General features: G+C 36.3%; 24 protein-coding genes. 5 read left to right on the top strand and 19 right to left on the bottom strand.

Annotated features, from left to right (window positions below):
- Positions 1-22 precede the first annotated feature (22 nt).
- The 6 genes from pnpS to citZ all read right to left on the bottom strand — a co-directional run bounded on the left by pnpS (position 23) and on the right by citZ (position 6418).
- Positions 23-1414 (bottom strand): two-component system histidine kinase PnpS, encoded by a 1392-nt coding sequence (pnpS, locus tag BN990_RS07835; protein ID WP_021290884.1) that lies wholly within the window; start codon positions 1412-1414, stop codon positions 23-25.
- Positions 1414-2106 carry a response regulator transcription factor gene (locus tag BN990_RS07830; protein ID WP_021290883.1) on the bottom strand — a complete coding sequence of 231 codons (693 nt, stop codon included), beginning with the start codon at positions 2104-2106 and terminating at the stop codon, positions 1414-1416. The genes pnpS and BN990_RS07830 overlap by 1 nt, the downstream gene beginning before the upstream one ends.
- A gap of 205 nt (positions 2107-2311) precedes the next feature.
- Positions 2312-2788, bottom strand: a complete 477-nt coding sequence (locus BN990_RS07825; protein ID WP_021290882.1) for a MaoC/PaaZ C-terminal domain-containing protein — start codon at positions 2786-2788, stop codon at positions 2312-2314.
- Positions 2789-2927: 139 nt separating this feature from the next.
- Entirely contained in the window at positions 2928-3866 is a 939-nt protein-coding gene (gene mdh / locus BN990_RS07820; RefSeq protein ID WP_021290881.1) for a malate dehydrogenase, read from the bottom strand.
- Between the two features lie 20 nt (positions 3867-3886).
- On the bottom strand, positions 3887-5158 hold the full coding sequence (gene icd / locus BN990_RS07815) for an NADP-dependent isocitrate dehydrogenase (protein WP_021290880.1): 1272 nt from the start codon (positions 5156-5158) through the stop codon (positions 3887-3889).
- A 141-nt stretch (positions 5159-5299) separates the two neighbouring features.
- Positions 5300-6418, bottom strand: coding sequence for a citrate synthase (gene citZ / locus BN990_RS07810; RefSeq protein WP_038243281.1), 1119 nt, complete (start codon positions 6416-6418; stop codon positions 5300-5302).
- A gap of 319 nt (positions 6419-6737) precedes the next feature.
- On the opposite strand from citZ, the gene ytvI reads away from it, so the two are divergent.
- Positions 6738-7844, top strand: coding sequence for a sporulation integral membrane protein YtvI (gene ytvI, locus BN990_RS07805; RefSeq protein ID WP_038243278.1), 1107 nt, complete (start codon positions 6738-6740; stop codon positions 7842-7844).
- On the opposite strand, the gene BN990_RS07800 is transcribed toward ytvI, so the two are convergent.
- The 8 genes from BN990_RS07800 to dnaE form a co-directional block, all read right to left on the bottom strand.
- The gene (locus BN990_RS07800) at positions 7845-8234 is read right to left on the bottom strand and encodes an FxsA family protein (protein WP_021290877.1); all 390 of its coding nucleotides are present in this window, start codon (positions 8232-8234) and stop codon (positions 7845-7847) included.
- 129 nt (positions 8235-8363) lie between these two features.
- On the bottom strand, positions 8364-10124 hold the full coding sequence (gene pyk, locus BN990_RS07795) for a pyruvate kinase (RefSeq protein ID WP_021290876.1): 1761 nt from the start codon (positions 10122-10124) through the stop codon (positions 8364-8366).
- A 42-nt stretch (positions 10125-10166) separates the two neighbouring features.
- Positions 10167-11126, bottom strand: coding sequence for a 6-phosphofructokinase (gene pfkA / locus BN990_RS07790; RefSeq protein WP_021290875.1), 960 nt, complete (start codon positions 11124-11126; stop codon positions 10167-10169).
- Between the two features lie 297 nt (positions 11127-11423).
- On the bottom strand, positions 11424-12383 hold the full coding sequence (gene accA, locus BN990_RS07785) for an acetyl-CoA carboxylase carboxyl transferase subunit alpha (protein WP_038243275.1): 960 nt from the start codon (positions 12381-12383) through the stop codon (positions 11424-11426).
- Positions 12380-13240 (bottom strand): acetyl-CoA carboxylase, carboxyltransferase subunit beta, encoded by an 861-nt coding sequence (gene accD / locus BN990_RS07780; RefSeq protein ID WP_021290873.1) that lies wholly within the window; start codon positions 13238-13240, stop codon positions 12380-12382. Before accD ends, accA begins: the two co-directional genes overlap by 4 nt.
- Positions 13241-13348: 108 nt before the next feature.
- Positions 13349-13975 carry a FadR/GntR family transcriptional regulator gene (locus BN990_RS07775; protein ID WP_021290872.1) on the bottom strand — a complete coding sequence of 209 codons (627 nt, stop codon included), beginning with the start codon at positions 13973-13975 and terminating at the stop codon, positions 13349-13351.
- 20 nt (positions 13976-13995) lie between these two features.
- On the bottom strand, positions 13996-15234 hold the full coding sequence (locus tag BN990_RS07770) for an NAD(P)-dependent malic enzyme (protein WP_021290871.1): 1239 nt from the start codon (positions 15232-15234) through the stop codon (positions 13996-13998).
- A gap of 121 nt (positions 15235-15355) precedes the next feature.
- On the bottom strand, positions 15356-18706 hold the full coding sequence (dnaE, locus tag BN990_RS07765) for a DNA polymerase III subunit alpha (RefSeq protein ID WP_038243272.1): 3351 nt from the start codon (positions 18704-18706) through the stop codon (positions 15356-15358).
- A 141-nt stretch (positions 18707-18847) separates the two neighbouring features.
- Here dnaE and BN990_RS07760 point away from each other — a divergent pair, with 141 nt between their 5' ends.
- The 3 genes from BN990_RS07760 (at position 18848) to BN990_RS07750 (ending at position 20011) form a co-directional block, all read left to right on the top strand.
- Complete coding sequence (locus BN990_RS07760; protein ID WP_021290869.1) at positions 18848-19180, top strand: YtrH family sporulation protein; 333 nt, start codon at positions 18848-18850, stop codon at positions 19178-19180.
- Positions 19180-19683, top strand: a complete 504-nt coding sequence (gene ytrI / locus BN990_RS07755; protein WP_021290868.1) for a sporulation membrane protein YtrI — start codon at positions 19180-19182, stop codon at positions 19681-19683. Before BN990_RS07760 ends, ytrI begins: the two co-directional genes overlap by 1 nt.
- Before the next feature lie 130 nt (positions 19684-19813).
- Complete coding sequence (locus tag BN990_RS07750; RefSeq protein WP_021290867.1) at positions 19814-20011, top strand: hypothetical protein; 198 nt, start codon at positions 19814-19816, stop codon at positions 20009-20011.
- A 41-nt stretch (positions 20012-20052) separates the two neighbouring features.
- On the opposite strand, the gene BN990_RS07745 is transcribed toward BN990_RS07750, so the two are convergent.
- A complete protein-coding gene (locus BN990_RS07745) occupies positions 20053-21006 on the bottom strand; it encodes a DHH family phosphoesterase (RefSeq protein WP_038245057.1) in 954 nt (317 codons plus the stop codon).
- A gap of 97 nt (positions 21007-21103) precedes the next feature.
- Between BN990_RS07745 and BN990_RS07740 the strand changes: the two genes are divergently transcribed.
- Positions 21104-21397, top strand: coding sequence for a YtpI family protein (locus BN990_RS07740; RefSeq protein ID WP_021290865.1), 294 nt, complete (start codon positions 21104-21106; stop codon positions 21395-21397).
- 42 nt (positions 21398-21439) lie between these two features.
- Here the strand turns inward: BN990_RS07740 and BN990_RS07735 are convergent, their stop codons facing one another.
- From BN990_RS07735 to BN990_RS07720, 4 genes are all read right to left on the bottom strand, one after another.
- Positions 21440-22747, bottom strand: a complete 1308-nt coding sequence (locus BN990_RS07735) for a DRTGG domain-containing protein (RefSeq protein WP_021290864.1) — start codon at positions 22745-22747, stop codon at positions 21440-21442.
- 73 nt (positions 22748-22820) lie between these two features.
- Complete coding sequence (locus tag BN990_RS07730) at positions 22821-23051, bottom strand: hypothetical protein (protein ID WP_021290863.1); 231 nt, start codon at positions 23049-23051, stop codon at positions 22821-22823.
- An 89-nt stretch (positions 23052-23140) separates the two neighbouring features.
- Entirely contained in the window at positions 23141-23875 is a 735-nt protein-coding gene (locus BN990_RS07725) for a prepilin peptidase (protein WP_337588256.1), read from the bottom strand.
- A 293-nt stretch (positions 23876-24168) separates the two neighbouring features.
- On the bottom strand, positions 24169-24849 hold the full coding sequence (locus BN990_RS07720) for a metal-dependent hydrolase (RefSeq protein ID WP_038243267.1): 681 nt from the start codon (positions 24847-24849) through the stop codon (positions 24169-24171).
- Positions 24850-24979: the final 130 nt, after the last annotated feature.

Raw genomic sequence — 24979 nt, 5'->3', positions numbered from 1 at the left:
CACAAAAAAGCAAAAACACACTTTAATCAAGAATGTTTTTGCTTCCAGTTACTTTAGGAAGGATGACAGTGATTGTTGTCCCTTCGTTTACTTCACTTTCGATTTGAATATCCCCGTCATGCACCTCAACGATATGCTTGACAATAGCTAAACCCAACCCTGTACCTCCTGTATTTCTACTTCTCGCTTTATCAACACGATAGAAACGTTCAAAAATACGGGGTAGAGACTCCTTCGCAATACCGATTCCAGTATCTTTTATTTGAAGGTAAATACTTTCATCGTCCTCAGCAGCAGATAAATTAATTTCCCCTGCTTCTGGGGTGTAGTTAATGGCATTATCAATTAAATTTAACATGATTTGTTTTACTTTTTCTTTATCCGCTGTTAATTCTACATTAGGTTCAACATCCGTAGAAAATGATAATTTCTTTTCTGTTAATTTATGTTCAATAATTGGAGTAATTTCATGGATGGCTTCTTTCACATCAAATGTTGATAGTACAAGTTGAAAATTCTCTTTTTCTAATCGTGATAAAATTAATAAATCCTCAATTAAAAGTTGTAGACGATTACTTTCTTTATAGATAATTTCTAAGAATTCTTTGTTTTCATCGGATTGATCCGCAGAATTATCAAGCAATGTCTCTGCAAAGCCTTTAATTGAAGTAATCGGTGTTTTCAACTCATGGGATACATTAGCAACGAAGTCCTTCCTCATCAATTCTAGCTTTTTCATTTCAGTAATATCGTAAAGTACAAGAACTGCACCTTTTAAGATATTGCGATCATCAAAGATAGGTGCACCCACTATTTCAATATAGTATTTATCAAGACCTTTAAAATGGGTGAATTCTTCTTTTATATTTCGTTCGTAGAGAAAGGTTTTTTGTACAGTCTCATGGATAATCTCGTTATTTAACACGTCATAATATAAATAGCCTTGGTAGGCTTTTGAAGAATTACCAAATAGAGTAATGAACTTTTTATTTACAAAGTGAATATACCCTTTTGAATCAATTAAAACCAAGCCACTTTGGGTATTTTCGATAATCGTGGATAACTGTTCGGATTGCATCTGTTCTTGAATAGATATCTCACTTAAATTACGTGCAAGTGAATTTATCTTGGTGCTTAATAAGCCAATACTATCACTTGTAGGATGATGAAACCTTGCACGATAATTCCCCTTCACAATCTCATCGATTGTATTAGTCGCTTTATTTACAGGCTTTATGAAGCGGTCATAAAAGTTTAATAAAAATAATAATAGTACTATAAATTGAATAAGCAGCACTGCAATTAATACAAAGGAATGGCCGATTAAAAAACTTAATAAAATAGCAGTAAATGCTACAACAAGAAAAATACCAATAACATATCCGAAAATTGGCTTCTTAAACAAAAATCGCATTAACTAGGGTCCTCCATTTTATATCCCAGACCTCTGACTGTTTTTATATAAACAGGTTTTTTTGAATCTGGTTCAATTTTATCTCGTAAATGCGAAACATGAACATCCACGATACGAGTATCTCCAACAAAATCATAATCCCACACACCACTAAGCAACTGATCTCTGGATATAACCTTACCTTTATTTTTTGCTAAATAATAAAGTAGTTCAAATTCTTTTCGGGTAAAGGTGATTACCTTATGATGCATTTCTGCTTCATATCTTTCCGGATAAACAGTCAATTCGCCAATTTGTATATACGAAAAATTGGATTTTTCTACTTTTGTTGACCGTCGAAGAATTGCCTTGATTCTTGCAATGACTTCTTTCGGACTAAATGGCTTTGTTAAATAATCATCTGCTCCAAGTTCCAGACCAAGTACCTTATCAAACTCCTCATCCTTAGCGGTCAACATTAGAATTGGTGTGTCTATTTGATTATTTCGAAGATATCTACAAACATCCATCCCATCCATTTCTGGCAGCATAAGATCGAGAACTATTAAATCGTACCCGGTACTTTCGGCTTTCTGGACAGCTTGATTCCCATCATAAGCAACATCCGTTTGGAATCCTGCTTTTTCAATATTGTAATTTAATAATGTAACAATTGACTTCTCATCGTCTACAATCAATATTTTTTCATTCATGTGTACAGTCCCCGTTTCTGATCGCTAGTAGATTATTTGTTACACTCTCATCTTACAATGAATAGGTATTAATGTGAACAAGCTGAGAGTTTGTAAATTAAAATTTACAAACTAATCTGATGCTTCGTTGAAAGAAAAAATACTATCCTCTTACTGAATAGTATTTCCGAGCAGCGATATTTATTCCTCATTCCATATTTGTCAGTTAAAAAAAGTTTTCTAAAGATTGAGCTGTCAGAGTATTTGGCTTACATGCTGGACAAACATAAAGCTTTCCTTTCACCACTTCATTTCCTTCTTGATCGGTTCCAGAGACACTCATCGCTACGCGTTGATTATGATGATCAATAGCAATGACTTTAATAAGAAATTGTACATTCATGTTGTGATAAACTGGGTTCGGAAATGTCATTTCATGTTGTGTTATATGGCTACCTGGACCTGGTAAGTGCATAGATACGATAGAAGAAATCATACCAAATAGCATTACAGATGGTACAATTGGCTTTTTATAATCAGTTAATGATGCATAATCATGCTGAAGATATAACGGATTCGCATCATTGGATAACCCCAAATATAACAATAAATCGCGATCACCCATCTTCTTCGTCTCTGAATACGAATCGCCAATACTTATATCCTTTAACTCTTTTCCTAATGCCCGCCTTTTTCCTAACACAATATCCCCCCTAAATGTAAATCAGTAAATGTAAGCGCTTTCTATTATATCAAAGTCATCATAATATTTCCAATAAAATTCTCTATACATTATAAAAAAGCCCCTATCTATATTGTTATAGATAGGGGCTTTTATCAACTTATTCTAATACATTCAGTACATTTTTAACAGAATCTGCGGATTTATCTAGCGCAGCCTTTTCATCTTCTGTTAAGTCTAATTCAATAATTTCTTCAATTCCTTTACCACCTAATACGGTTGGTACTCCTAAATAAATATCCGAGTATCCATATTCTCCTTCCAAATAGGCAATGGAAGGAAGAACACGCCGTTGGTCTTTAAGAATTGCTTCAGCCATCACAGTTAAAGATGCAGCTGGAGCATAATAAGCACTGCCATTTCCTAATAAACCTACAATTTCTCCTCCACCTTTACGAGTACGTTCTACAATGGCGTCAAGTCGATCTTTAGAAATTAATTTTTCTAATGGAATACCACCTGCATAAGAATAACGAATTAATGGAACCATGTCGTCACCATGACCACCTAGTACAAATCCAGTTACATCTTTAACAGATAGGTTTAGTTCTTGTGCAACAAAAGTACGGAATCTAGCTGTATCAAGAACGCCGGACTGTCCAATTACACGTTCTTTCGGTAATCCAGATTCCTTAAACACCGTATATGTCATTGCATCCACTGGGTTTGTTAATACTACGATATAAGTATCAGGCGAATAGTTAACAATTTCTTTTGTTACGGATTTCATGATCTTTGCGTTGGTGTTCACTAAATCATCACGGCTCATACCTGGCTTACGTGCAATACCTGCTGTAATAATAACCAAGTCAGAGTCTTTTGTATCTTCGTAATTAGCAGTTCCAATAATGGATGCGTCAAATCCTTGTACTGGACTTGCCTCTAACATATCAAGGGCTTTCCCTTTTGTTGGATCCTCCATATCTGGAATATCTACAAGTACTACATCTCCTAATTCCTTTTGCGCCATCATTAATGCAGTTGTTGCTCCAGTAAATCCAGAGCCAATTACGGATACTTTACTTCTCTTAATAGCCATTTTAAAATCCCCTTTGCACATTAATCCATGTTTTTAATTAGTTCATCTGCGAACTCTGAGCATTTCACTTCAGTAGCCCCATCCATTAATCGAGCGAAATCATACGTAACCACTTTCGAGGCAATTGTTTTATCCATAGCTTTGGTAATTAGATCAGCCGCTTCTCTCCATTCTAAATGTTCAAGCATTAATACAGCTGACAGAATAACAGAAGATGGATTTACTTTATCTAATCCTGCATATTTAGGAGCAGTTCCATGAGTAGCCTCAAAAATCGCATGTCCTGTGTCATAATTAATGTTTGCCCCTGGAGCAATACCGATTCCGCCTACTTGTGCTGCAAGTGCATCCGAAATATAATCTCCATTCAAGTTCATTGTAGCAACAACATCAAATTCATTTGGTCTGGTAAGTATTTGTTGTAAGAAGATATCAGCAATAGCATCTTTTATTAAAATCTTTCCTGCAGCCAACGCTTCATCTTGTGCTTTATTTGCAACATCTTTTCCTTCTTTTTCAACGATACGATCATACTCTGCCCAAGTGAAAACTTTATCACCAAATTCTTCCTCAGCTACTTCATATCCCCAAGCTTTAAATGATCCTTCTGTAAATTTCATGATGTTACCTTTATGTACTAAAGTAACACTCTTACGTCCTTCATTTAATGCATATTGAATACTAGCACGCACTAATCGTTTCGTTCCTTCCTCTGAAACTGGCTTCACACCAATACCCGATGTTTCAGGGAAGCGAATATTTGTTACATTCATTTCATTTTTCAAGAAATCAATCACTTTTTTCACTTCATCTGAACCTTTTTGCCACTCGATACCTGCATAAATATCTTCTGTGTTTTCACGGAAAATTGCCATATCTACATCCTCTGGACGTTTCACAGGTGATGGAACACCTTCAAAGTAACGAACAGGACGTAAACACGTGAATAGATCTAATTCCTGGCGTAATGCCACATTTAACGAACGAATACCCCCACCAATTGGAGTAGTAAGAGGCCCTTTAATAGCAATTTTATATTCATTAATTTTATCAAGTGTATCCTGTGGAAGCCATTCGCCAGACTGATCAAATGACTTTTGACCAGCGTATACTTCCAGCCAATCAATCTCTTTTTTGCCATTGTATGCTTTCTCAACAGAAGCTTCAATCACTCTACGAGCAGCCGCCCAAATATCTGGACCTGTTCCATCCCCCTCAATAAATGGAACAATTGGTTTATTTGGTACATGCATTTGTCCATTTTCTACAATAATCTTTTCTCCCTGTGCCATATCAATGAATACCTCCTAATTTCATTATGCATTTATAGTTTAGCAAAGATTTCCGTTTATGAACATCTTTGTTCCCAAACAAAAATACATGCGTGTTTTCCTGATTAAATTGGTAAGTTTACTTTATTTAAGATTACTACCTTATCGCTTATCAATTGATACATATTCTGGCGACTTCGGACCTGTATATTCTGCGCGTGGTCGGATTAATCGATTATTATCATACTGTTCTAGAATATGCGCTAGCCAACCAGATACACGACTTACTGCAAATATCGGAGTAAATAAATCATGATCAATTCCCAAGCTATGATATACGGATGCAGAATAAAAATCTACATTGGCTGGAAGCCCTTTGTGTTCCTTAATGTAATCCTCAATTTTGATCGACATGTTATACCATTTGGATTGGCCAGTTAATTTAGTTAGTTGTCTAGACATTTCTCTTAAGAATTTAGCACGTGGATCACCGTTTCGGTATACACGATGGCCCATGCCCATAATTTTTTCTTTATTTTCAAGCTTTTCTTTAATATATGGTATCGCATTTTCTTCTTCGCCAATTTCGGTAAGCATTTTCATCACACGTTCATTGGCTCCCCCATGAAGCGGCCCTTTCAATGCCCCAATAGCAGCGGTTACGCCGGAATAAATATCGGATAATGTAGCAACACACACACGAGCTGTAAATGTAGAAGCGTTTAATTCATGGTCAGCATGAAGTACGAGAGCCTTATTGATTGCTTCCACTTCAATGTCTTTAGGTGATTCACCATTTAACATATATAAGAAGTTCTCTGAATAGCTGTATTCCTTCTTCGGTTTAATAGGCTCTTTACCTTGGCGTATTCTTGCGAAAGCCGTTACAATTGTAGCGATTTTTGCCTGAATTCGAACTGCTTTCTTCTTATTCACTTCTTGTTCCATTACATCCGCTTCTTCATCATATAAACCTAGTAAAGAAACGGCGGTACGTAATGCTGCCATCGGGTGAACGGTAGAAAGATCATAGGAACGTAAATGGTCAATAATTGCATCAGGCAATTCCATATTTGCAGCAAGATCTGCTCTTAAAGCCTCTAATTCAGCTTTTGTCGGCAGCTTTTGATTCCAAAGTAAGTAGATAACTTCTTCAAAGCTCGAATTCTTAGCTAAATCATCAATCTTATACCCAACATATGTAAGCTGGTCATCTATAATTGAGCTTATTGACGATTGAGTTGCTACAACTCCTTCAAGGCCTTTCGTTGTTGCTGTCATAACAAACCCTCTCCTTTATAAATATTCAGGATATTATCTTTTTTTCGACAATATTCTAATAATAATATAATTACCCCCATTGATAATTATAAAGTATTATGAATCTAATGTGAATTGAAACCGATTAACTTCACTTATAAATTTTACTAGAACTCCGTTTTTTTTGCAAAAAGAGTGACATTTCTTCTAATTTATAAAATGTATTGAAAGCACTTTTCGCTTCAAGTAGCTTTATGTTTTAAATAATTATTCTAACTTCTTCGTTTGTCTCATAAGTAATATAGATAGAATCTATATTACTTTAAAATGGGGTTAAATTATGTACAAGCCATTATTTTATCAACTGTTACGACTGCTCATTGTAGTTAGTTTTATTTTCGCCATCTATATCATAATCACAGCAAGCTTTGTATATTTATACCCTTTATTCATTGCCATTTTAATAGCAATGCTTATGAACCCAACGGTAACAACATTAGAAGTGAAATTAAAATTCCCTAGAATGTTAGCAGTCGTTACAACAATGATTTTATTTATTTCCTGTATTAGTGGCGTCTTTTTATTCATTTTTTCAGAGCTTTTTCAAGGTACGTTATTTCTTGCTGAGAAATTACCACAACACTTCCAGTCCTTTAGTGGGTATATCACCGATTTCATCAACAATACGATTATGCCGCTATATCAGAAGGTTTTGTCTTATTTTCAAATGTTAGATACTGCACAGCAGCATGCTATTAGCGATAATGTTCAGCAATTCTTGAATAACCTTACTACTTCAGCAACTGGTTTCTTACAAGATTTATTGTTCAAACTGCCCGGTGTTATTACTTCATTACCAGGATCGATAACAGTATTCATTTTTATTTTACTTGCTGTTTTTTTAATTTCAAATGACTATTCTAATTTACGCCAATTAATGATAAGCATGATTCCATCCATTGTAAAAAGCCCAGGAAAAAAAATAACCAGACACCTTAAAAAAACAGTGGCTGGTTATTTAAAAGCACAACTCATTCTTGTATTAATTAATGCTTTTATTGTCTATGTTGGGCTTCTATTATTCCAATTTGAACATACCTTTACGATTGCACTATATACCGCTTTTGTCGATTTGCTCCCTTATATCGGCTCAGGGATTATTTTTGTACCATGGATGTTCTATTTATTCCTTATTGGAAATTATTCGATGACCATTAACTTATCAATTCTTTACGGAATCATTATTATTGTCAGGCAGGTAATCGAACCAAAGGTTCTATCCTCAAGTATGGGATTACACCCGCTTGCAGCATTAATTATTCTTTTTATTGGGATTCAACTTTGGGGAGTCGCCGGGTTTATTCTTGCACCTGTTTTTCTAATTGTCATAAATGCCTTACATCGGGCAGGAACTTTTCAAGATGTATGGCGGTTCATCAAAGGTTGATTACCATTTACGATATATGATAGTTCGGTTGGTAATTATATGCTTAATAAATTGCTCTATCCGTCGCTTAAATAGCTTCCTTGTAGTTGGAATTACTAATAAAAAGCCTATTGCGTCAGATATAAATCCCGGCGTTACTAATAAGACAGCACCAATTAATATACAGATTCCATCAATGATATAACCAGTGGGGGCTTCTCCATTTCGCATGGATAGCTGCGCTCGCTGCCATGTTTCAATTCCTTGCTGTTTAGCCAAATAAAAGCCTACAGCACCAGTAAGCAGAACTAATAATACGACCCACCAAGGTCCAATCATGTCACCAATCCATATAAATACACCGATTTCAAATGCAGATAATAAAAAAGCAGTCAATAAAAACCATCGCATAAGACAAGTCACCTCTTTCACTACAGGATAAAAGTTAAAAAGGGCATATCGATTGCTTGTTACAAACACCTGGCATCATGTAAAGAAACAGTGAAAGAGATCAATGCACCTCTTTCACTGTCTTCCATTTTAAAGGACTCTGGTATGTCCTTGATAAATATCCCCTTTTGTACCATCAATTGTAATATCTTCCCCATTATTTATGAGGTCAAATACATTTTTGACGCCTACAATTACTGGAATTCCTAGACTTAATCCAACCACTGCAGCGTGTGAAGTGAGTCCACCTTCTTCCGTTATTATTCCACTAGCTTTTTCAATGGCAGGCATCATTTCACGGTCTGTACCGTATGTTACTAAGATATCTCCTTCTTCAACTTGTTGAATTGCTTCCTCTGCCGATTTTACAACCACTGCTTTCCCATAAGCACTTTTTCTACCGATCCCTTGACCTTTACCAATTACATCACCAATCACATGAACCTTCATTAGGTTTGTAGTTCCACTTTCACCTACAGGAACTCCAGCAGTAATAATAACGCGATTTCCATGTTCAACTATACCAGTTTGTAACCCACGTTCAACTGCTATATCTAACATTTCATCCGTCGAGTTAGCACGGCGCCCCATTACTGCATGCACACCCCAGACAAGTGAAAGTTGACGATTGACTCTTTCTGAGAATGTTACGGCAAGAATGGGTACTTGTGGTCGATATTTTGAAATCATTCTGGCAGTATGACCACTTTCTGTTGGAGTAATAATAGAGCTTACAGATAGGTTCATCGCAGTATGCGTAACAGATTGGCTAATCGCATCCGTAATTGTCATGTCTACATGTTTAGAACGATCACGTAATATAGAATTATGATCTAACCCGGTCTCTGCTTTTAATGCAATATTACTCATTGTTTGTACAGACTCTACTGGATAATCACCAGCAGCTGTTTCTCCAGACAACATGATTGCATCTGTTCCATCAAAAATTGCATTTGCAACATCTGAAGCTTCCGCTCTAGTTGGTCTTGGATTTCTTTGCATTGAATCTAACATTTGTGTCGCAGTAATGACAGGCTTACCTGCAGTATTGCACTGTTTAATTAATCTCTTTTGTACAAGCGGTACGTCTTCTGCAGGAATTTCAACTCCAAGATCTCCACGTGCAACCATTAATCCATCACTTACTTCAAGAATACTGTCAATATTATCTACGCCTTCTTGGTTTTCGATTTTAGGAATAATTTGAATGTGTGTTGCATCGTGCTTTTCTAGTAATTCTTTTATCTCTAGGATATCTGATGGACGTCTGACAAATGATGCTGCGATAAAATCGACATTCTGTTCAATGCCAAATTCAATATCGTTCGCGTCTTTTTCTGTTATCCCTGGTAGGTTAACTGAAACATTCGGTACATTTACACCTTTTTTATTTTTAATCATTCCTGTATTCAAAGCAATTGTCTTCAATTCTTGATTTGCTCTATCTATTTCTTGAACCTCTAGTTCGATTAATCCATCATCCAATAGGATTTTAGAGCCTTCATGTACGTCATGAATTAATCCCGGATACGTAACTGAAAACCTGTCTGCAGTCCCTTCTAATTCTTTCATGGAGACATAGATTACATTTCCTTGAACTAGTTCAGCCTGTCCATCCTTAAAATTTCCAGTACGAATTTCTGGACCCTTTGTATCTAATAAAATGGCTACGGTTTTACCTGTTCTCTCTGCAGCCTCCCGAATACTTTTAATTCGCGCGCCATGTTCTTCATAATCTCCATGTGAAAAATTTAAACGGGCTACATTCATACCTGATTCAATTAATTGCTCCAACTTTTCAATTGATTCTGAAGCAGGACCTATCGTACATACAATTTTTGTGTTTCTCATTTCACACTTCCTCCTTATAATACCTGTAAAGAAATTCTAAAGTTAGATCGATAATTCTTGGGATAGCTTGTACATATCTTGGTTAATTGTATGCTGCTCATTTAAAATTTTCGTTATATCATGATCGACCAAGGAATTATTCTCGATTCCGACCATTCTTCCCGCTTTTCCTTCAAGTAGCAAATCAACTGCTTTAGCACCAAGTCTACTTGCAAGTACACGATCAGACCCAGATGGTGATCCTCCCCGTTGGATATGGCCAAGGACGGTTACTCGTGTTTCTAAATTGGTTTCTTTTTCAATTTTTTCTCCATATTCGAAGCCGCTTCCTACACCTTCTGCAAGGACAATAATACTATGTTTTTTACCGCGTTTATGCCCACGTCTCAGCTTATCAATGACTGTCGAAAAATCCTCTTGCTTTTCTGGGATTAAGATACTTTCAGCACCATCAGCTAATCCAGCCCATAGCGCCAAATCGCCAGCATCTCTTCCCATTACTTCTATGATATACGTTCGCTTATGAGAGGTTGCGGTATCACGAACTTTGTCAACTGCCTCAATTATTGTATTTAATGCAGTATCAAAACCAATTGTAAAATCAGTACCTGCAATATCATTATCTATGGTTCCAGGAACTCCTATACATGGATAGCCTTTTTCTGTCAATTTTTGAGCACCTCTAAAGCTACCATCCCCTCCAATAATAATTAATCCTTCAATTCCAAATTTATTCAGCTGTTCAATCCCTCTTTGCTGTCCTTCATCTGTTTTAAAAGCTTCACTTCTAGCAGAATATAGAATGGTACCGCCACGATGGATAATATCTCCAACAGAACCAATTTCCATTCGCTCAATATTACCTTCCATTAACCCTTGATAACCATATTTGATGCCATAAACTTCTATATTATGATAAATGGCTTTTCTCACAACAGCACGAATGGCTGCATTCATACCAGGAGCGTCACCACCACTAGTTAACACACCAATTTTCTTCATTAAATTATCTCACCTCATGTCGTACGATTTCTCTTTTAAAAATAATTCCTCTCTTTAAGATAATTGGAAACAAGTAAAATAGCAATCGAAAGCATAATGAATTGAAAAGTTTTTACAACATATAACTAGCTATGTAGTATGCCTTCATTCAAGTTAAACGTCCATTTGTCTAAAACACGAAGTAGAGGTTGACTGTAGTGTCAACCTCTTGTCAGTACGTAAAGACGCAATCAAATCTAAATCAAAACTTTGTTTTTACCTTTTAAGCTACTTCCAATAAATAACAAGCGATTTCCTTTACTGTACTGTCTTATATTCGCCTATCTGCTTGTACTTTTCCCATCGTTGTTCCAATAATTGGTCAACAGAATACTGCATTAAAGATTGAAGTGATTTTTCCAATACTTCATCTAGATAAGCAGCTTGTTGATCTAAATCTCGATGTGCTCCACCTTTAGGTTCAGGTATTATATTATCAATCACATTCAGTTTCTTCAAATCATAAGCTGTTATCTTCATCGTCTCGGCAGCACGTTGAGCATACGCAGAATCTTTCCATAGAATAGATGCAGCACCTTCAGGAGAGATAACCGAATACGTACTATTTTCAAGCATATGAATTTGATCCCCTACTCCTAATGCTAAGGCGCCACCACTACCGCCTTCACCAATAACAATACAGATGACTGGCACCGTTAATCCAGCCATTTCCATTAAATTTCGAGCTATTGCCTCACTCTGTCCTCTTTCTTCAGCAGCTTTTCCTGGGTACGCTCCTTTTGTATCAATGAAACAGATAATTGGTCGTGAAAACTTTTCAGCTTGTTTCATATGTCTTAATGCTTTGCGATACCCTTCCGGATGAGGCATACCAAAATTTCTCCGAATATTTTCTTTTGTATCTTTCCCTCGTTGGTGACCAATAACAGTTACAGGCTTGTCTTTGTAATAGGCTATTCCTGCTACAATTGCTTCGTCATCTCCAAATAAGCGATCTCCATGAAATTCAATAAAATCTTCAAATAGTTTATCTATATAATCTAATGTAGTCGGACGCTCCGCATGTCTAGCCAGTTGAACACGATCCCACGGTTTTAAATTACCATATATATCAGCTTCTAACACAGCTAACCTTTTTTCAAGCGTCGAAATCTCTTCACTAAGGTCAATCTCACTATCTTTTGTAAAACGCTTAAGCTCAGCAATTTTCTCCTTTAAATTTACGATGGGTTTTTCAAATTCTAATACTTGTTTCACTTTTCATTCCCACCTTTCTGATGAAACTTAAGCAATAATGAAAGTACTTCTTTCATTTCTAATCGGTTCACCACTTTGTCAAGTTGTCCATGCTTCAATTGGAACTCAGCTGTCTGAAAATCATCTGGCAGTTTTTCTCTGATGGTTTGTTCAATAATCCGTCTTCCAGCAAATCCAATTAACGCTCCTGGCTCCGCAAAATTATAATCTCCTATCGAAGCAAAGCTAGCGGATACTCCCCCAGTTGTTGGATGGGTCATTACAGAAATCATGAGACCACCTGACTCGCTAAACCGTTTAATTGCTATCGCTGTTTTAGACATCTGCATTAAGCTTAGTAAACCTTCTTGCATCCTTGCCCCACCAGAGGCTGTGAAAATAATGAAAGGAATACCTTCAACTCTTGCATTTTCAACTGCTCTAGCAATCTTTTCCCCGATAACAGAACCCATGCTTCCCATACGAAAACTAGAGTCCATAACTGCAAAAGCAGTAGCTTGTCCATCAATTGTTCCTTTTCCAGTTACGACCCCTTCATTAAGCCCAGTTTTCTTTTGATCTTTTTCTACTTTTTCTTCATAACCTGGAAAAGCTAATGGGTTTCCTGTCGTTAACGCTTGATCCCACTCTTCAAAGGTATCATCATCAAATAACGTATCGATACGATCCCAAGCTTGTAAGGGGTGATGATAGCCACAATTCGGACATACCTGTAAATTCTTATTCATTTCTTTTCGATAATATATTTTGTGACATCCGCTACATTTTTGCATTAATCCTTCCGGAACATCCGCTTTTGCTTGTTCACTTGGGATAGACGCATATTTTTTCCGCTTGCCAAAAAAATCTTTAAGCAAGGCAAATTCCTCCTTTTCAAACAAACCCGTGGCAAATAACATAAGTAAAGAACTACAACCATTATATTAAATCCAGGCTTCGAAAACTGTCAGAAATAGTTGTCAAAACTATGATTTATTCGGGACTGTGTCGAATAAATCGTCAATAGAATAATGATCCTTATCTAGAAAAATTTGTATTAGTTCAATATAAAACGATTTATCAGTCCCAACATTCTCTACAGTCGTAGCGAAGTCAAACATTAAATGCCAAACTTTCCATAGTAACAAATTATTGGTTTTCTCAAAAATATAGGTGAAGAAAGCAGCATGTCTGGCATTTTGCTTGGTATAGGTTGCATTAATAATCGTACTTAAATGACTTACCTCTTTTTCAGTTAAATGATATAAAACTAGTTTAACTGCTTCTTTCTCAAGTAAACGTATCGTTTCCACCAAATCAACTTTAACTTGATCTCCTTGTAGAATAAATGATGACAGTAATTCAACCGTTTGATGTGGTCGATAAGTACTTAAAAAAGTACCCTCCCCATGCCTTGTTTCTATCAAACCTAATAATTCCATAGCTCGCAATGCCTCTCTTATCGAAGATCTGCCAGCTTGAAGGTTTTCAGCAAGCTCCCTTTCGGAAGGGAGCTTGTCTCCAGGTTGTAAATCATTACTATCAATAAACTGGCGTATTTCTTTTAATACACCCTGATATACCTTTTGCTTTGATGGCATGGACACAGCCATGACTCACTCCTTTTAACACATTATTTATCATCAATTTGTGTTAATTTTCTAGTCTTTTCAGCAACATCTTCTGGATTTACTTCAATTCTCGCTACACCTGATTCCATTGCGGCCTGTGCAACACTCTTTGCTACAATCGGAGCTACTCTAGCATCAAAAGGTGCAGGGATGACATAATCCTCATTCAATTCGTCTTCCGCAATTAATGAAGCAATTGCATTAGCTGCTGCAACCTTCATTCTTTCATTTATTCTAGTAGCTCTTACATCTAAAGCTCCACGGAAGATACCAGGGAACGCAAGCACATTATTTACTTGATTTGGAAAGTCCGAGCGACCGGTACCAATTACTTTTGCTCCAGCTTCTTTCGCTACTTCTGGCATAATTTCTGGGTCAGGATTCGCCATTGCAAAAATAATGGAGTCATCGTTCATCTTTTCCACCATCTCTTTTGTAAGTGCGCCTCCAACAGATACACCAATGAACACGTCTGCTCCATCAAGCATTTCTTCTAAACTTCCTTCTTGTTTATCTTGGTTGGTATAAGCAGCAACCCGCTCTTTTACATCATTCATACCATAGGAACGTCCTTCATATATTGCCCCTCTAGAGTCACACATAATCATATCGCGCACACCAAAGTTATATAATAATTTAATAATAGCTATTCCTGCTGCGCCTGCTCCATTTGCGACAACTTTTATATCAGAGAAAGATTTTCCTACGAGTTTAAGAGCATTAATTAAACCTGCCACGGTGACAATGGCTGTTCCGTGTTGATCATCATGAAAGATAGGTATATTTGTTTCTTTTTTCAAACGTTCTTCAATAATAAAACAGTTTGGTGCTGCAATATCTTCTAAATTCACTCCACCAAATGTTGGCTCCATTAATTTAACAGTTTGTACAATCTCGTCTATGTTTTGCGTACCCAAACAAATTGGAAAGGAATCCACACCAGCAAAGCTCTTAAATAAGACAGACTTCCCTTCCATTACGGGCAATGCCGCCTCAGCTCCAATATTACCAAGCCCTAAAACCGCTGACCCATCACTGACAACCGCAACCATATTCCCTTTCATTGTATAATCATAGACTGTTTCTTTACGATCATGAATTGCTTTACAAGGCTCAGCTACACCAGGGGAATACGCTAGACTTAACTCCTCTGCATTCGTAACTGGGATTTTTGAGTGAGTTGTCAATTTGCCTTTATTTACTTTATGCAAGTGTAATGCTTGATCTCTTAAGCTTGCCATCTTTACTAATCGCTCCTTTTCGCAGAAAAATACGATACTATATGGTTGCACGAGTGGTCTGACCACATTTAACTCTTCCATTATAACAGATGGTTTTTGTGTGTAAAGTAATCCTGATTATTTAACCTTTGTCTAAAACCACGCTATCCTTACCAAAAAAAGCTTTTAAGTCTTTTAAACAGTCGGTTGTTGGCTGCAGAAAATACGCCTCAGAAAGTTGATAGGTTTTCCTATTTTGCTCTTGAAAGATAATTACAGGAATATTTCCAGGGTAATAGTGAGCCATTTGTTTTAATTTTTCTATACCAGCTTCACTAGCTTCTCCTGTTAGTTTAATAAATAAACGAGTGGATTTCATTTCCTCCAATCGATCATCTGTTAGTTCAATAATAGAAGATAGTAACCACTGAACACCTTGATTTCTACTTTCCAAATTCCCTTCAATCAATACAAGCGTTTCTTCTTTTAACCATCGATTTACATTGCGGTATAGCTCTGGAAAAACAACTGCTTCCATCTCACCTGACTCATCTCCTAATGTTAAAAAAGCCATCGGATCTCCTCTTTTTGTTCGGATTGTTTTAATAGATTGAATAACAGCAGCACTTTTTATATTTTTTTTACCAGCCAACGTAAGCGCAAGTGATAAAGAAACATGACCATGTTGTTTTAATTGCATTCTATATGATTGTAGAGGATGACTTGACATATAAACACCAAGGAATTCCTTCTCATCAGCCAATTTCTTAAACTGTGAAAAATCCTCTATATCTACATAATCGCCTTCAAGTTCAATTTGATCTTGAAACAGGTTAGGCTGGCCAAGAAATTCTTTAAATAATTCACCTTGTTCCATTGCTTGATCAATGGTCGCCAACAAGCTTGCTCTATTTTGATTACTTTCATCGAATGCACCAACCATAATTAATACCTCAAGTGTTTGTCGGTTGACTGCCTTCGATGAAACACGTAAGCAAAAATCAAATAAATTTTTAAATGGCCGTTCTTTGCGAACGCGAATTATTTCTTGTACGGCTTGTTTGCCTAATCCTTTCACTTGTAATAAGCCCATTCGAATTTTATTTCCTTCTACTGCATATTTACCAAAACTTTTATTAATAGAAGGAGGCAGTACATCTAGGTGCAAAGCCTTCAGCTCACGTATATAGGATTGCAATTTCTCTTGCTGATTAACAGAAGAGCTGAGTAACTCAGCGAAAAATGCCGCAGGGTAATGGGCTTTTAAATAAGCCAGCTGATAAGAGATGCGGCTGTAAGCTACTGCATGACTTCGGTTGAAACCATAATTCGAAAAACGTACAATCCATTCGAAAATTTCTTCAGCAACCTTTTTTGAGTAGCCATTACGGACACATCCAGCAATAAAATCAGTTTTTTGCTCTGCCATAAGTTGTTCTTGCTTTTTACTTACTGCTCTTCGCAATATATCTGCCTTACCTAAAGAAAATCCTGCTATTCTATTAGCTATCTGCATAATTTGCTCTTGATAAACTAATACCCCGTAGGTCTTCGACAATATTGGAGCTAAGTCAGGATGTGGGTAAGTGATTGCTTCTTCCCCATGCTTTCTCCTTATAAAGGTAGGAATATATTCCATTGGTCCAGGTCGATAAAGCGCATTAACCGCAACGATATCTTCAAACTCAGTTGGCTTTAATTGCTGCAACACGCGTTTCATCCCCTGTGACTCGAGCTGAAATACACCGTTTGTTTTTCCATGCTGTAACATGGAAAAAGTTAAGTTATCTTCTGGAGGTAGGTTTTTTAAATGGGTATCGTCATTGGAAATATAGCGAATGGTTTGCAGGACTTTTTCTAGCAGTGTTAAGTTACGAAGCCCTAATAAGTCAATCTTTAATAATCCTATTGCTTCTAGGTCATTCATCGGGAATTGTGTCAAATTGCTATCCCCAGTACCCATTGTTAAAGGGATATATTCATTTAACGGCTTTTCCGTGATAACAATACCTGCTGCATGTGTGGAAACATGTCTAGGTATTCCTTCCAACTTTACAGCGACTGTAAAAAGTAATTTTAGCGGCTCAGATGTTTTGATATAATTTTTAAGCTCGTCTGATGCAGTTATGATTTCAGAAATCCGTTGTTTGGCTTGTACAGGAATATGCCGCAATATAAATGATGCATCTTGTTGATTTATATTCATTGTTTTGATTAATTCTCTTATTAAAGAACGTGCAGCAAATGTACCAAAAGTAATGATTTGTGCTACATGATCCCTACCATATTTATGTTGAACATAATCAATCACTTCATCCCGACGCCAATCCGAGAAATCAATATCAATATCTGGCATTGTCATACGCTCTGGGTTTAGAAAACGTTCAAATAATAAATCATATTTGATCGGGTCAATATCGGTTATTTCTAAAACATAGGCAACTAATGATCCTGCTGCAGACCCCCTACCTGGGCCAACTACAATGGGTTGTTCTTTTGCATATTGAATAAAGTCTGCCACAATTAAAAAATAATCACTAAATTGCATTGCTTTAATGGTATTGAGCTCAAACTTTAAACGTTCTCTGATGGTTTTCGTGATGTTAGCATATTTATCATGTAACCCTTCCCAGCATCGATTTTCCAGCCATGTATGAGCGTTTACACCATCAGGGAGTGGAAACGATGGCAGGAAACGTTGATTAAAATCAAACACTACCTCACATTTTTTTTCTATTCGTTCTGTATTTGTTATAGCTTCTGGCCAAAACGAAAAAAAATGCTGCATTTCAGCTGCTGTAGACAAATGACGGTAATAATAAGCAGAAGGGATGTTTTTACCATCCCAATTCTCATTATTTTTGATTGCTTGTAAGCAATCAAAAGCAATTACATCCTTTTCTTGGAGATAACGCACATCATTTATAGCAACTGGTGGAAGCGAATAGCTTGTAAGAAACGACTTTACTGCTTCGTAACGATTCGTCTCCTCGTTCACGCTACTTTCAATCCCTACATAAAAGTCGCCTTCAATAAACATATCTTTTATAATTGCTAATTTTTTAAATGCTTCTTCATAATCATTAGCTTGAATATTGGTAAAGATGCTTGATTGTTTCTCAGAGAATATCCCGATACAGTTTTTGGTATACGCTGCTAATTGATGATCTTCTATATATTTGGCCTCTTGCTGTTGAATCAATGTACTTAATTTAATTAAATCATGATAACCATGATTGTCTTTTGCTAAGAGGGTTATCTCGTCCAGTTTATCTTGTTCCGCGTGGACGTAAACAGACATACCAATAATTGGTTTAATTCCATACTTTTTACATGTTTTATAGAAAGTAATAGCCCCATATAGTACTTGCTCATCTGTCAAAGCTAATGCTTCAAATCCTGATTTTTTTGCTTTCTTAACTAAATGATCGATCGTTATTGTACTATTTAACAGGCTATAACTACTTCGTACTTGTAAATGTGTGTACGACATTTTATCCCGCCTTTAAATTCTCTATGACCCATTATACCAATCTATGTAGAACATGCATACGGAAACGCTGATAACTTTGCATAACTCGTCCCATGTAATCATAAAATGGAAACAACATGACTCACAGGGGAGTGCGTCCTTATGGAAGAACGATTCTTTGAAACTTTTATACACTGTTACTTTATCGCATTTGGTGTAATTATCGGTGGAGCAATTATTGGCAGTATTGGGGCATTTGTGACTGGAGATCCTCCCTTAACAGAAATAGGACGAATAGCAGATCGATTACGGATTTGGGCAATTGTTGCTGCTATTGGTGGTACATTTGATGCGATAGCTAACTTTGAAAAAGGAATTCTAGATGGTTCTACAATGGATTTATTTAAACAAGCTATGTTTATTCTTTCCGCTATGGGCGGGGTTAAGACGGCAATTCTTCTTTTAAACTGGTTAATTCAGGAGGAAATATCGTAATGCATATACCTCCCTACCATAAAAAAGTAACTTGGCAACGTTTTTTCGTTGGTGTGATGGTTGGTGGAGTTGTAGCTTATTGCACTCTGCTTTATATGTATGGATCCATGTATGAATCTCTAATTGCACAAAATAATGCGTTTCGTAGTGAAATAACAGAACTACGGAATCAAAATGATTCATTATTGGAAGATAATGATGACTTAAGTGAAAGACCTTCCGAAGAAGTAACTGTAGAGTCAATAAACTTAACTATCGAAAATATGGAAGAGTTACGGCTCGACCGACTTATAGCTGACAAGCTGAAAGAATTAGTACAACAAGAATTAAAACACGTGGTGGGGAAAGATCTGTCCATTATAGGAGAAAGTGATCAATTACTAGAATCAACTGTCGAAAATAAGTCATTTGAGGTAGAAGAGTTTACATATACGCTTACTATTACTAAATTGATCATTTCTAAAAATATTAAAATTACAGCCAAAGCCGAGCGGACTACATAATGTGAACGTTTCATGAAATATCCGAAAATTCATGGCATTTTCTTACAAATCCAGTTATGATAAAGATAACAAGAGAGTCATTTTCCCGTTTACTTTCATATAATGCTTCAGATGAAAGGAGTGGATTTTCATGTTGGTAATGGATCATCGTGAAATGCGAGATGAAAAAATAGCTCGCTTAAAACAAGGGAACTCCGCTTACGCAGAGTCACGAGAACTTATTCGTTTAGTAAAACGTGGCATTGAAAAAGAACACCTAGATGTATTTTTAGATGAAGCATCTTCAGGATGCTGGTTCATTCCAAATAGCAGTACAAAAAGTAGCTAATCTAAATAACACGCCGTTTCCCATGGCGTGTTATTTTTTCGTTACATTTTTTGTTGATATTGTTCGCATATTTGTTCTAAATCTGCTATAACGTCTTCTGTCTCTTTCCAAGTTGATACAGAGGCTCCCGATGCCATAGGATGACCTCCACCATTATATTTAGCAGCCAAATCATTAATTACGGGGCCTTTAGACCGCAAACGAACTCGAATTGTATCATCTTCTTCGATAAAGGTTACCCATGCTAAAATCCCGTCTATATCGCCTAGCACTCCCACAAGTTGGCTGGTCTCGCTCGGTTGTACTTCAAATCGATTTAGAATAGCTTTCGTTAATTTTATAGCAGACATACCGTTATCAGATAAGCTGAACTGTTCTAAGATATAACCCTTTAAGCGAGCAATATTATCTTTCATCCGATACATACCGTCGTACAAAGCAGTTCGATCAAATGAGAATGTAACTAATTCAGCTGCAATCTTTAAGGTTTGTTTGGTCGTACTAGGGAATAAAAATCTTCCAGTGTCCCCAACAATACCAGCATAAAGTAATCGAGCAGCTTTATCATTACACTTCAACCCATATTGCTTTGTTTGTAAATAAAACTCATAAATCATTTCACTGGTAGAACTAGCAGTTGTGTCTACCCATTGAATATCGCCATATTCATCCACATTTGGATGGTGGTCAATTTTTATCCATTTAGCTGCATATTGAAATCGTTCATCGGATATACGTGCTGTGTTAGCTGTATCACAAACAATTACAAGCGCATCTTTATATTGTTCATCTTTAATAACATCCATTTTTGCTAGGAAAGTTAGCGTTGGTTCTTCCTCTCCAACCGCAAAGACCTGTTTATCGGGGAAGGAATATTGAATGATTTCTTTTAAACCCACTTGGGATCCTATGGCATCTGGATCTGGCCTTACGTGCCGATGAATGATAATTGTATGATACTGTTTAATTACATCAATAATGTCCTGCAATACTATCACCTTTTCTTGTCAATTCTGAAGTCGATATGGCTTATTCACTAAAAAAACGGTACAATGAGTGATGGAAATGGTAAATTAAACTAGGAGCGATAACATGATTATTTTTTCAATACTTATAGTTCTCTCTTTAGTACTTTATGTATACTACAAAGTAGCAATCGTAAAAAGCAATGACGGATTAACCCAAGCTTATTTTAATGGGAAATCACGTATTTGCTTAGGAACATTGGTAGTATCTTTTACAATTAATCAGTATATTCTGTATCAAACCAGAATCGCTTTGTTTATAGGGATTATCCTGATTATTGTTGGAATACCTCAGATCTATCGCGGCATCAAAGAAGTAAAGCATTACCGCAAAGAATGGAAAAGATTAAACCCCTCCTAAATAGCAGCTGACTATCTTTGGTAGTCAGCTTTCTTTAATCGGTTAACGATTAATTAATTGTGCCATTAGCAAGCCCTTTCCTACTAATTTTTGCTCATCGTATACTTCAACATCAATCTTCGCATATACTCTACCAATTTCTAATAATTTTGGTTGTATGTGTAATGTACTATCAATCTGTACCGGTTTAATAAAATAAACGGTTAGATTCTCGGCTACTAGATCCCCTTTTTTATATTGAAGCAACATTCTTCTGCTTGCTTCTGTTATTAAAGCAGTAAATACTCCATTCGATAACGTCCCTAATTGATTGGTCATTTGTGGAGCAACTGTTGTCAAATATACGTCTTTTTTATGCTCGTCCTCGATGATACTTCTAGAAACAATATCATCAATTGTCTCGCCAATTTGAGGTTGTCTTTGTATTTGTTGCAATGCCTTCAGTACATCTTGACGCGATATAATCCCTTTCAAATGATTTGTTTCATCTGCTACTGGCATTACTTCTATGCCTTCCCAAACCATCATGTGCGCGACAGAAGCTAATGATGTTTTAGCTTGAACAATTTTCGGGTTTCTACTCATGACCTTATCAATTATTGTCTGTTCATCGACACCAATAACATCCTTGGATGTAACCATACCGATTACACGTTTTTTATTATCTACCACAGGAAAACGTGTATGGGTAGAATTATTATTTAGTCGATACCAATCTTGAACGGTATCTTTACTGTGTAAATAAAAGGAACTATCAAATGGAGTAAATATATCACCAACTACTACAATTTCTTTCTTAATTAGTTGATCGTAAATCGCACGATTAATCATTGCAGCAACGGTAAACGTATCATAGCTTGTGGATATAATCGGTAACTGTCTTTCATCAGCTAAACGCTTGATATAATCCTCCGTATCAAATCCGCCTGTAATTAATACAGCTGCTCCTTCTTTAATAGCCAGTTCATGTGCTTTAATACGATTTCCAACAATTAATAATGAATCGGCTTCTGTATAACGCATCATTGCATCAAGCTGCATAGCTCCAATGACAAATTTATTTAATGTCTTATGCAATCCTTTTCTGCCGCCTAAAACTTGACCTTCTACAATATTAATCACTTCTGCAAATGTGAGGCGTTCAAAGTTTTCTTTCTTTTTTCGTTCAATTCGAATCGTACCTACACGTTCAATTGTACTAACTAATCCTTGATTCTCCGCATCTTTAATTGCACGATAGGCTGTTCCATCACTGACATGTAGTTCCTTCGCTATTTGTCTTACAGAAATCTTATGACCTATATCCAATGATATAATATGCTGAATGATTTGCTCATGCTTACTTGCCATTAACCCGCACACCATCTTTCAACTGTACTAATGAATTATTTACCATTTATTATACAGTTGAAAACAATGAAACTCAATGATTATAGGTTTGCCGTTGTCTTTCTTCCTGCTGTTCCATAATTGGTGGTTTTATCATTTGTAATAATGAAGCAACATTTGCGCCAACTACGAATAGAAAGAAACCGATCCAGGCTGCCCAGAAAATTTGTTCCATTACGGTTGAGGCATATGGAATAGATGGCCAGGCAACATATAACAAAAATCCTGCCAGCAACAGTCTTAAGATCGTATAATGTCCTCGCATACTCATCCCCTCCTTCATACTTAATCTATGAAAAAAAACATACCTTAAGAACCTAGAACTAGGACAACCTGATAATCATAGGTCAGAGCTCAATTGAATGGTATATGATAGAAGTTAGAATACCATAAAATCAACGAATCACCGTAAAAGTATGTAATTAAACTAGCAGCAATAATGTAAGGAGCAAACGGTATTGGTTGATTTCGTCTACCTAATTTTAGAGCGATAAGAAAGATACCAATGATTGCCCCGATCACACAGGATAAAAAGAAGCAGAAGCATAGTTTTTTAAAACCTAACACAATACCAATAAGTCCAAATAATTTCATATCACCTCCTCCCATTCCTCCTTTACTAACAATAATGATAGACATCGGGATAAGGATTCCGGCAACACCCCCAGTAATCGTATCCCACCAAGGAGTAAGTGGATCGATAATTCGAAAAACCAAAAAAATAGGAAGAAAGAATAATAGAACTTTATTTGGAATAATCATATACGTTATATCTGATACTAGTACAATAACAAACATGGACACCAGAGCTAAAGCTAAAAATAATTCAAATTGGATACCAATAATAATGTAGCAATAAACAAATAACATACCTGTTATTATTTCCATAATTGGGTATAAGCTAGAAATTCGGACGCCACAATATCTGCATTTTCCTTTTAGTAAGGTAAACGATAAAATGGGGATAATATCTTTCCATTGAAGGGTTTTTAAACAATAAGGACATTCGGAGCGGCTTGTAGTAAATGATAACTGCTGTGGAGAACGTAATCCAACGACATTCAAAAATGAACCAACGACTGTTCCAATAAGAAAGACAAACCATATAATATAGTTATCCAGTTAACTCCCTCCTATTATAAAAGTGCATTTAGTAAGATATACCTATATAATATATCAAGCTGGAGGAAATGGCTAGATAAAATAATAGACTTTCTTGAATTTTAGAATAATTAAATTTAAGCTAACAGGTTTCCTTTCCTTTCATAACTAACTATTTCCCACGGTTTACGAGAATTTCGTCTATTTAAATAAGAAACTCTCCTTTCACCCACGCTAATGAAGGAGAGTTTCTTTATCAAATACAAACGATATATAGGTCGTTACACTTGCATGGGTTCACCGATGGCCATTACTTGTCCTTTACCAGGATTAACTTGCTTGGCAAACGCTTCGCCGTCCTGTTCAATTAATGGGAACGTATTATAATGTATCGGAACAACAACCTTTGCGTTAATCCATTTCGAAGCGATGAGAGCATCTTCTGGCCCCATTGTGAAATTATCACCAATCGGTACAAAAGCAATATCAATGTCATTCATTTCCCCTATTAACTTAAGGTCAGAGAATAATCCTGTGTCTCCAACATGATAAATCGTTTTTCCTTCCACAGAAAGTAAAATTCCTGCTGGCATACCAGTATAAATAGAGGAACCATTTTCTTCTGTATACGCGGATCCATGAAAAGCTTGTGTTAATTTAACCGTTCCAAAATCAAATTGATGTTTCCCGCCAATGTGCATAGGATGTGCATTTAATCCTCTACCACTCATATAATCTGCTAGTTCGTTAGGCGCTACAATTAAAGCGTTCGTTCGCTTGGCAATATCAATCGTATCTCCTACATGGTCATTATGACCGTGTGTAAGAAGGATAACATCCGGTTCAACCGTCTGCGCATCTAAATCGCAAGCTTCATTCCCTGAGATGAATGGATCAATAAGAATTTGATGGGAGTCCGTTTCTATCATTACTACTGCATGTCCATGATAAGATAATTTCACGATTATCCTCTCCTTTTAAATTTATTTCCTATTATAACAAATTAGCTTTACTTTTGAATGTACCCATTTCTATTTTTAATTAACCTTCTCTTACAAATGCAACCTTCATGGTCATTAAAATGATTGAATA

The sequence above is a fragment of the Virgibacillus salexigens genome (assembly GCF_000723585.1).
GTDB lineage: Bacteria > Bacillota > Bacilli > Bacillales > Amphibacillaceae > Virgibacillus > Virgibacillus salexigens.
This window is presented reverse-complemented; position numbering and strand designations above follow the sequence as displayed.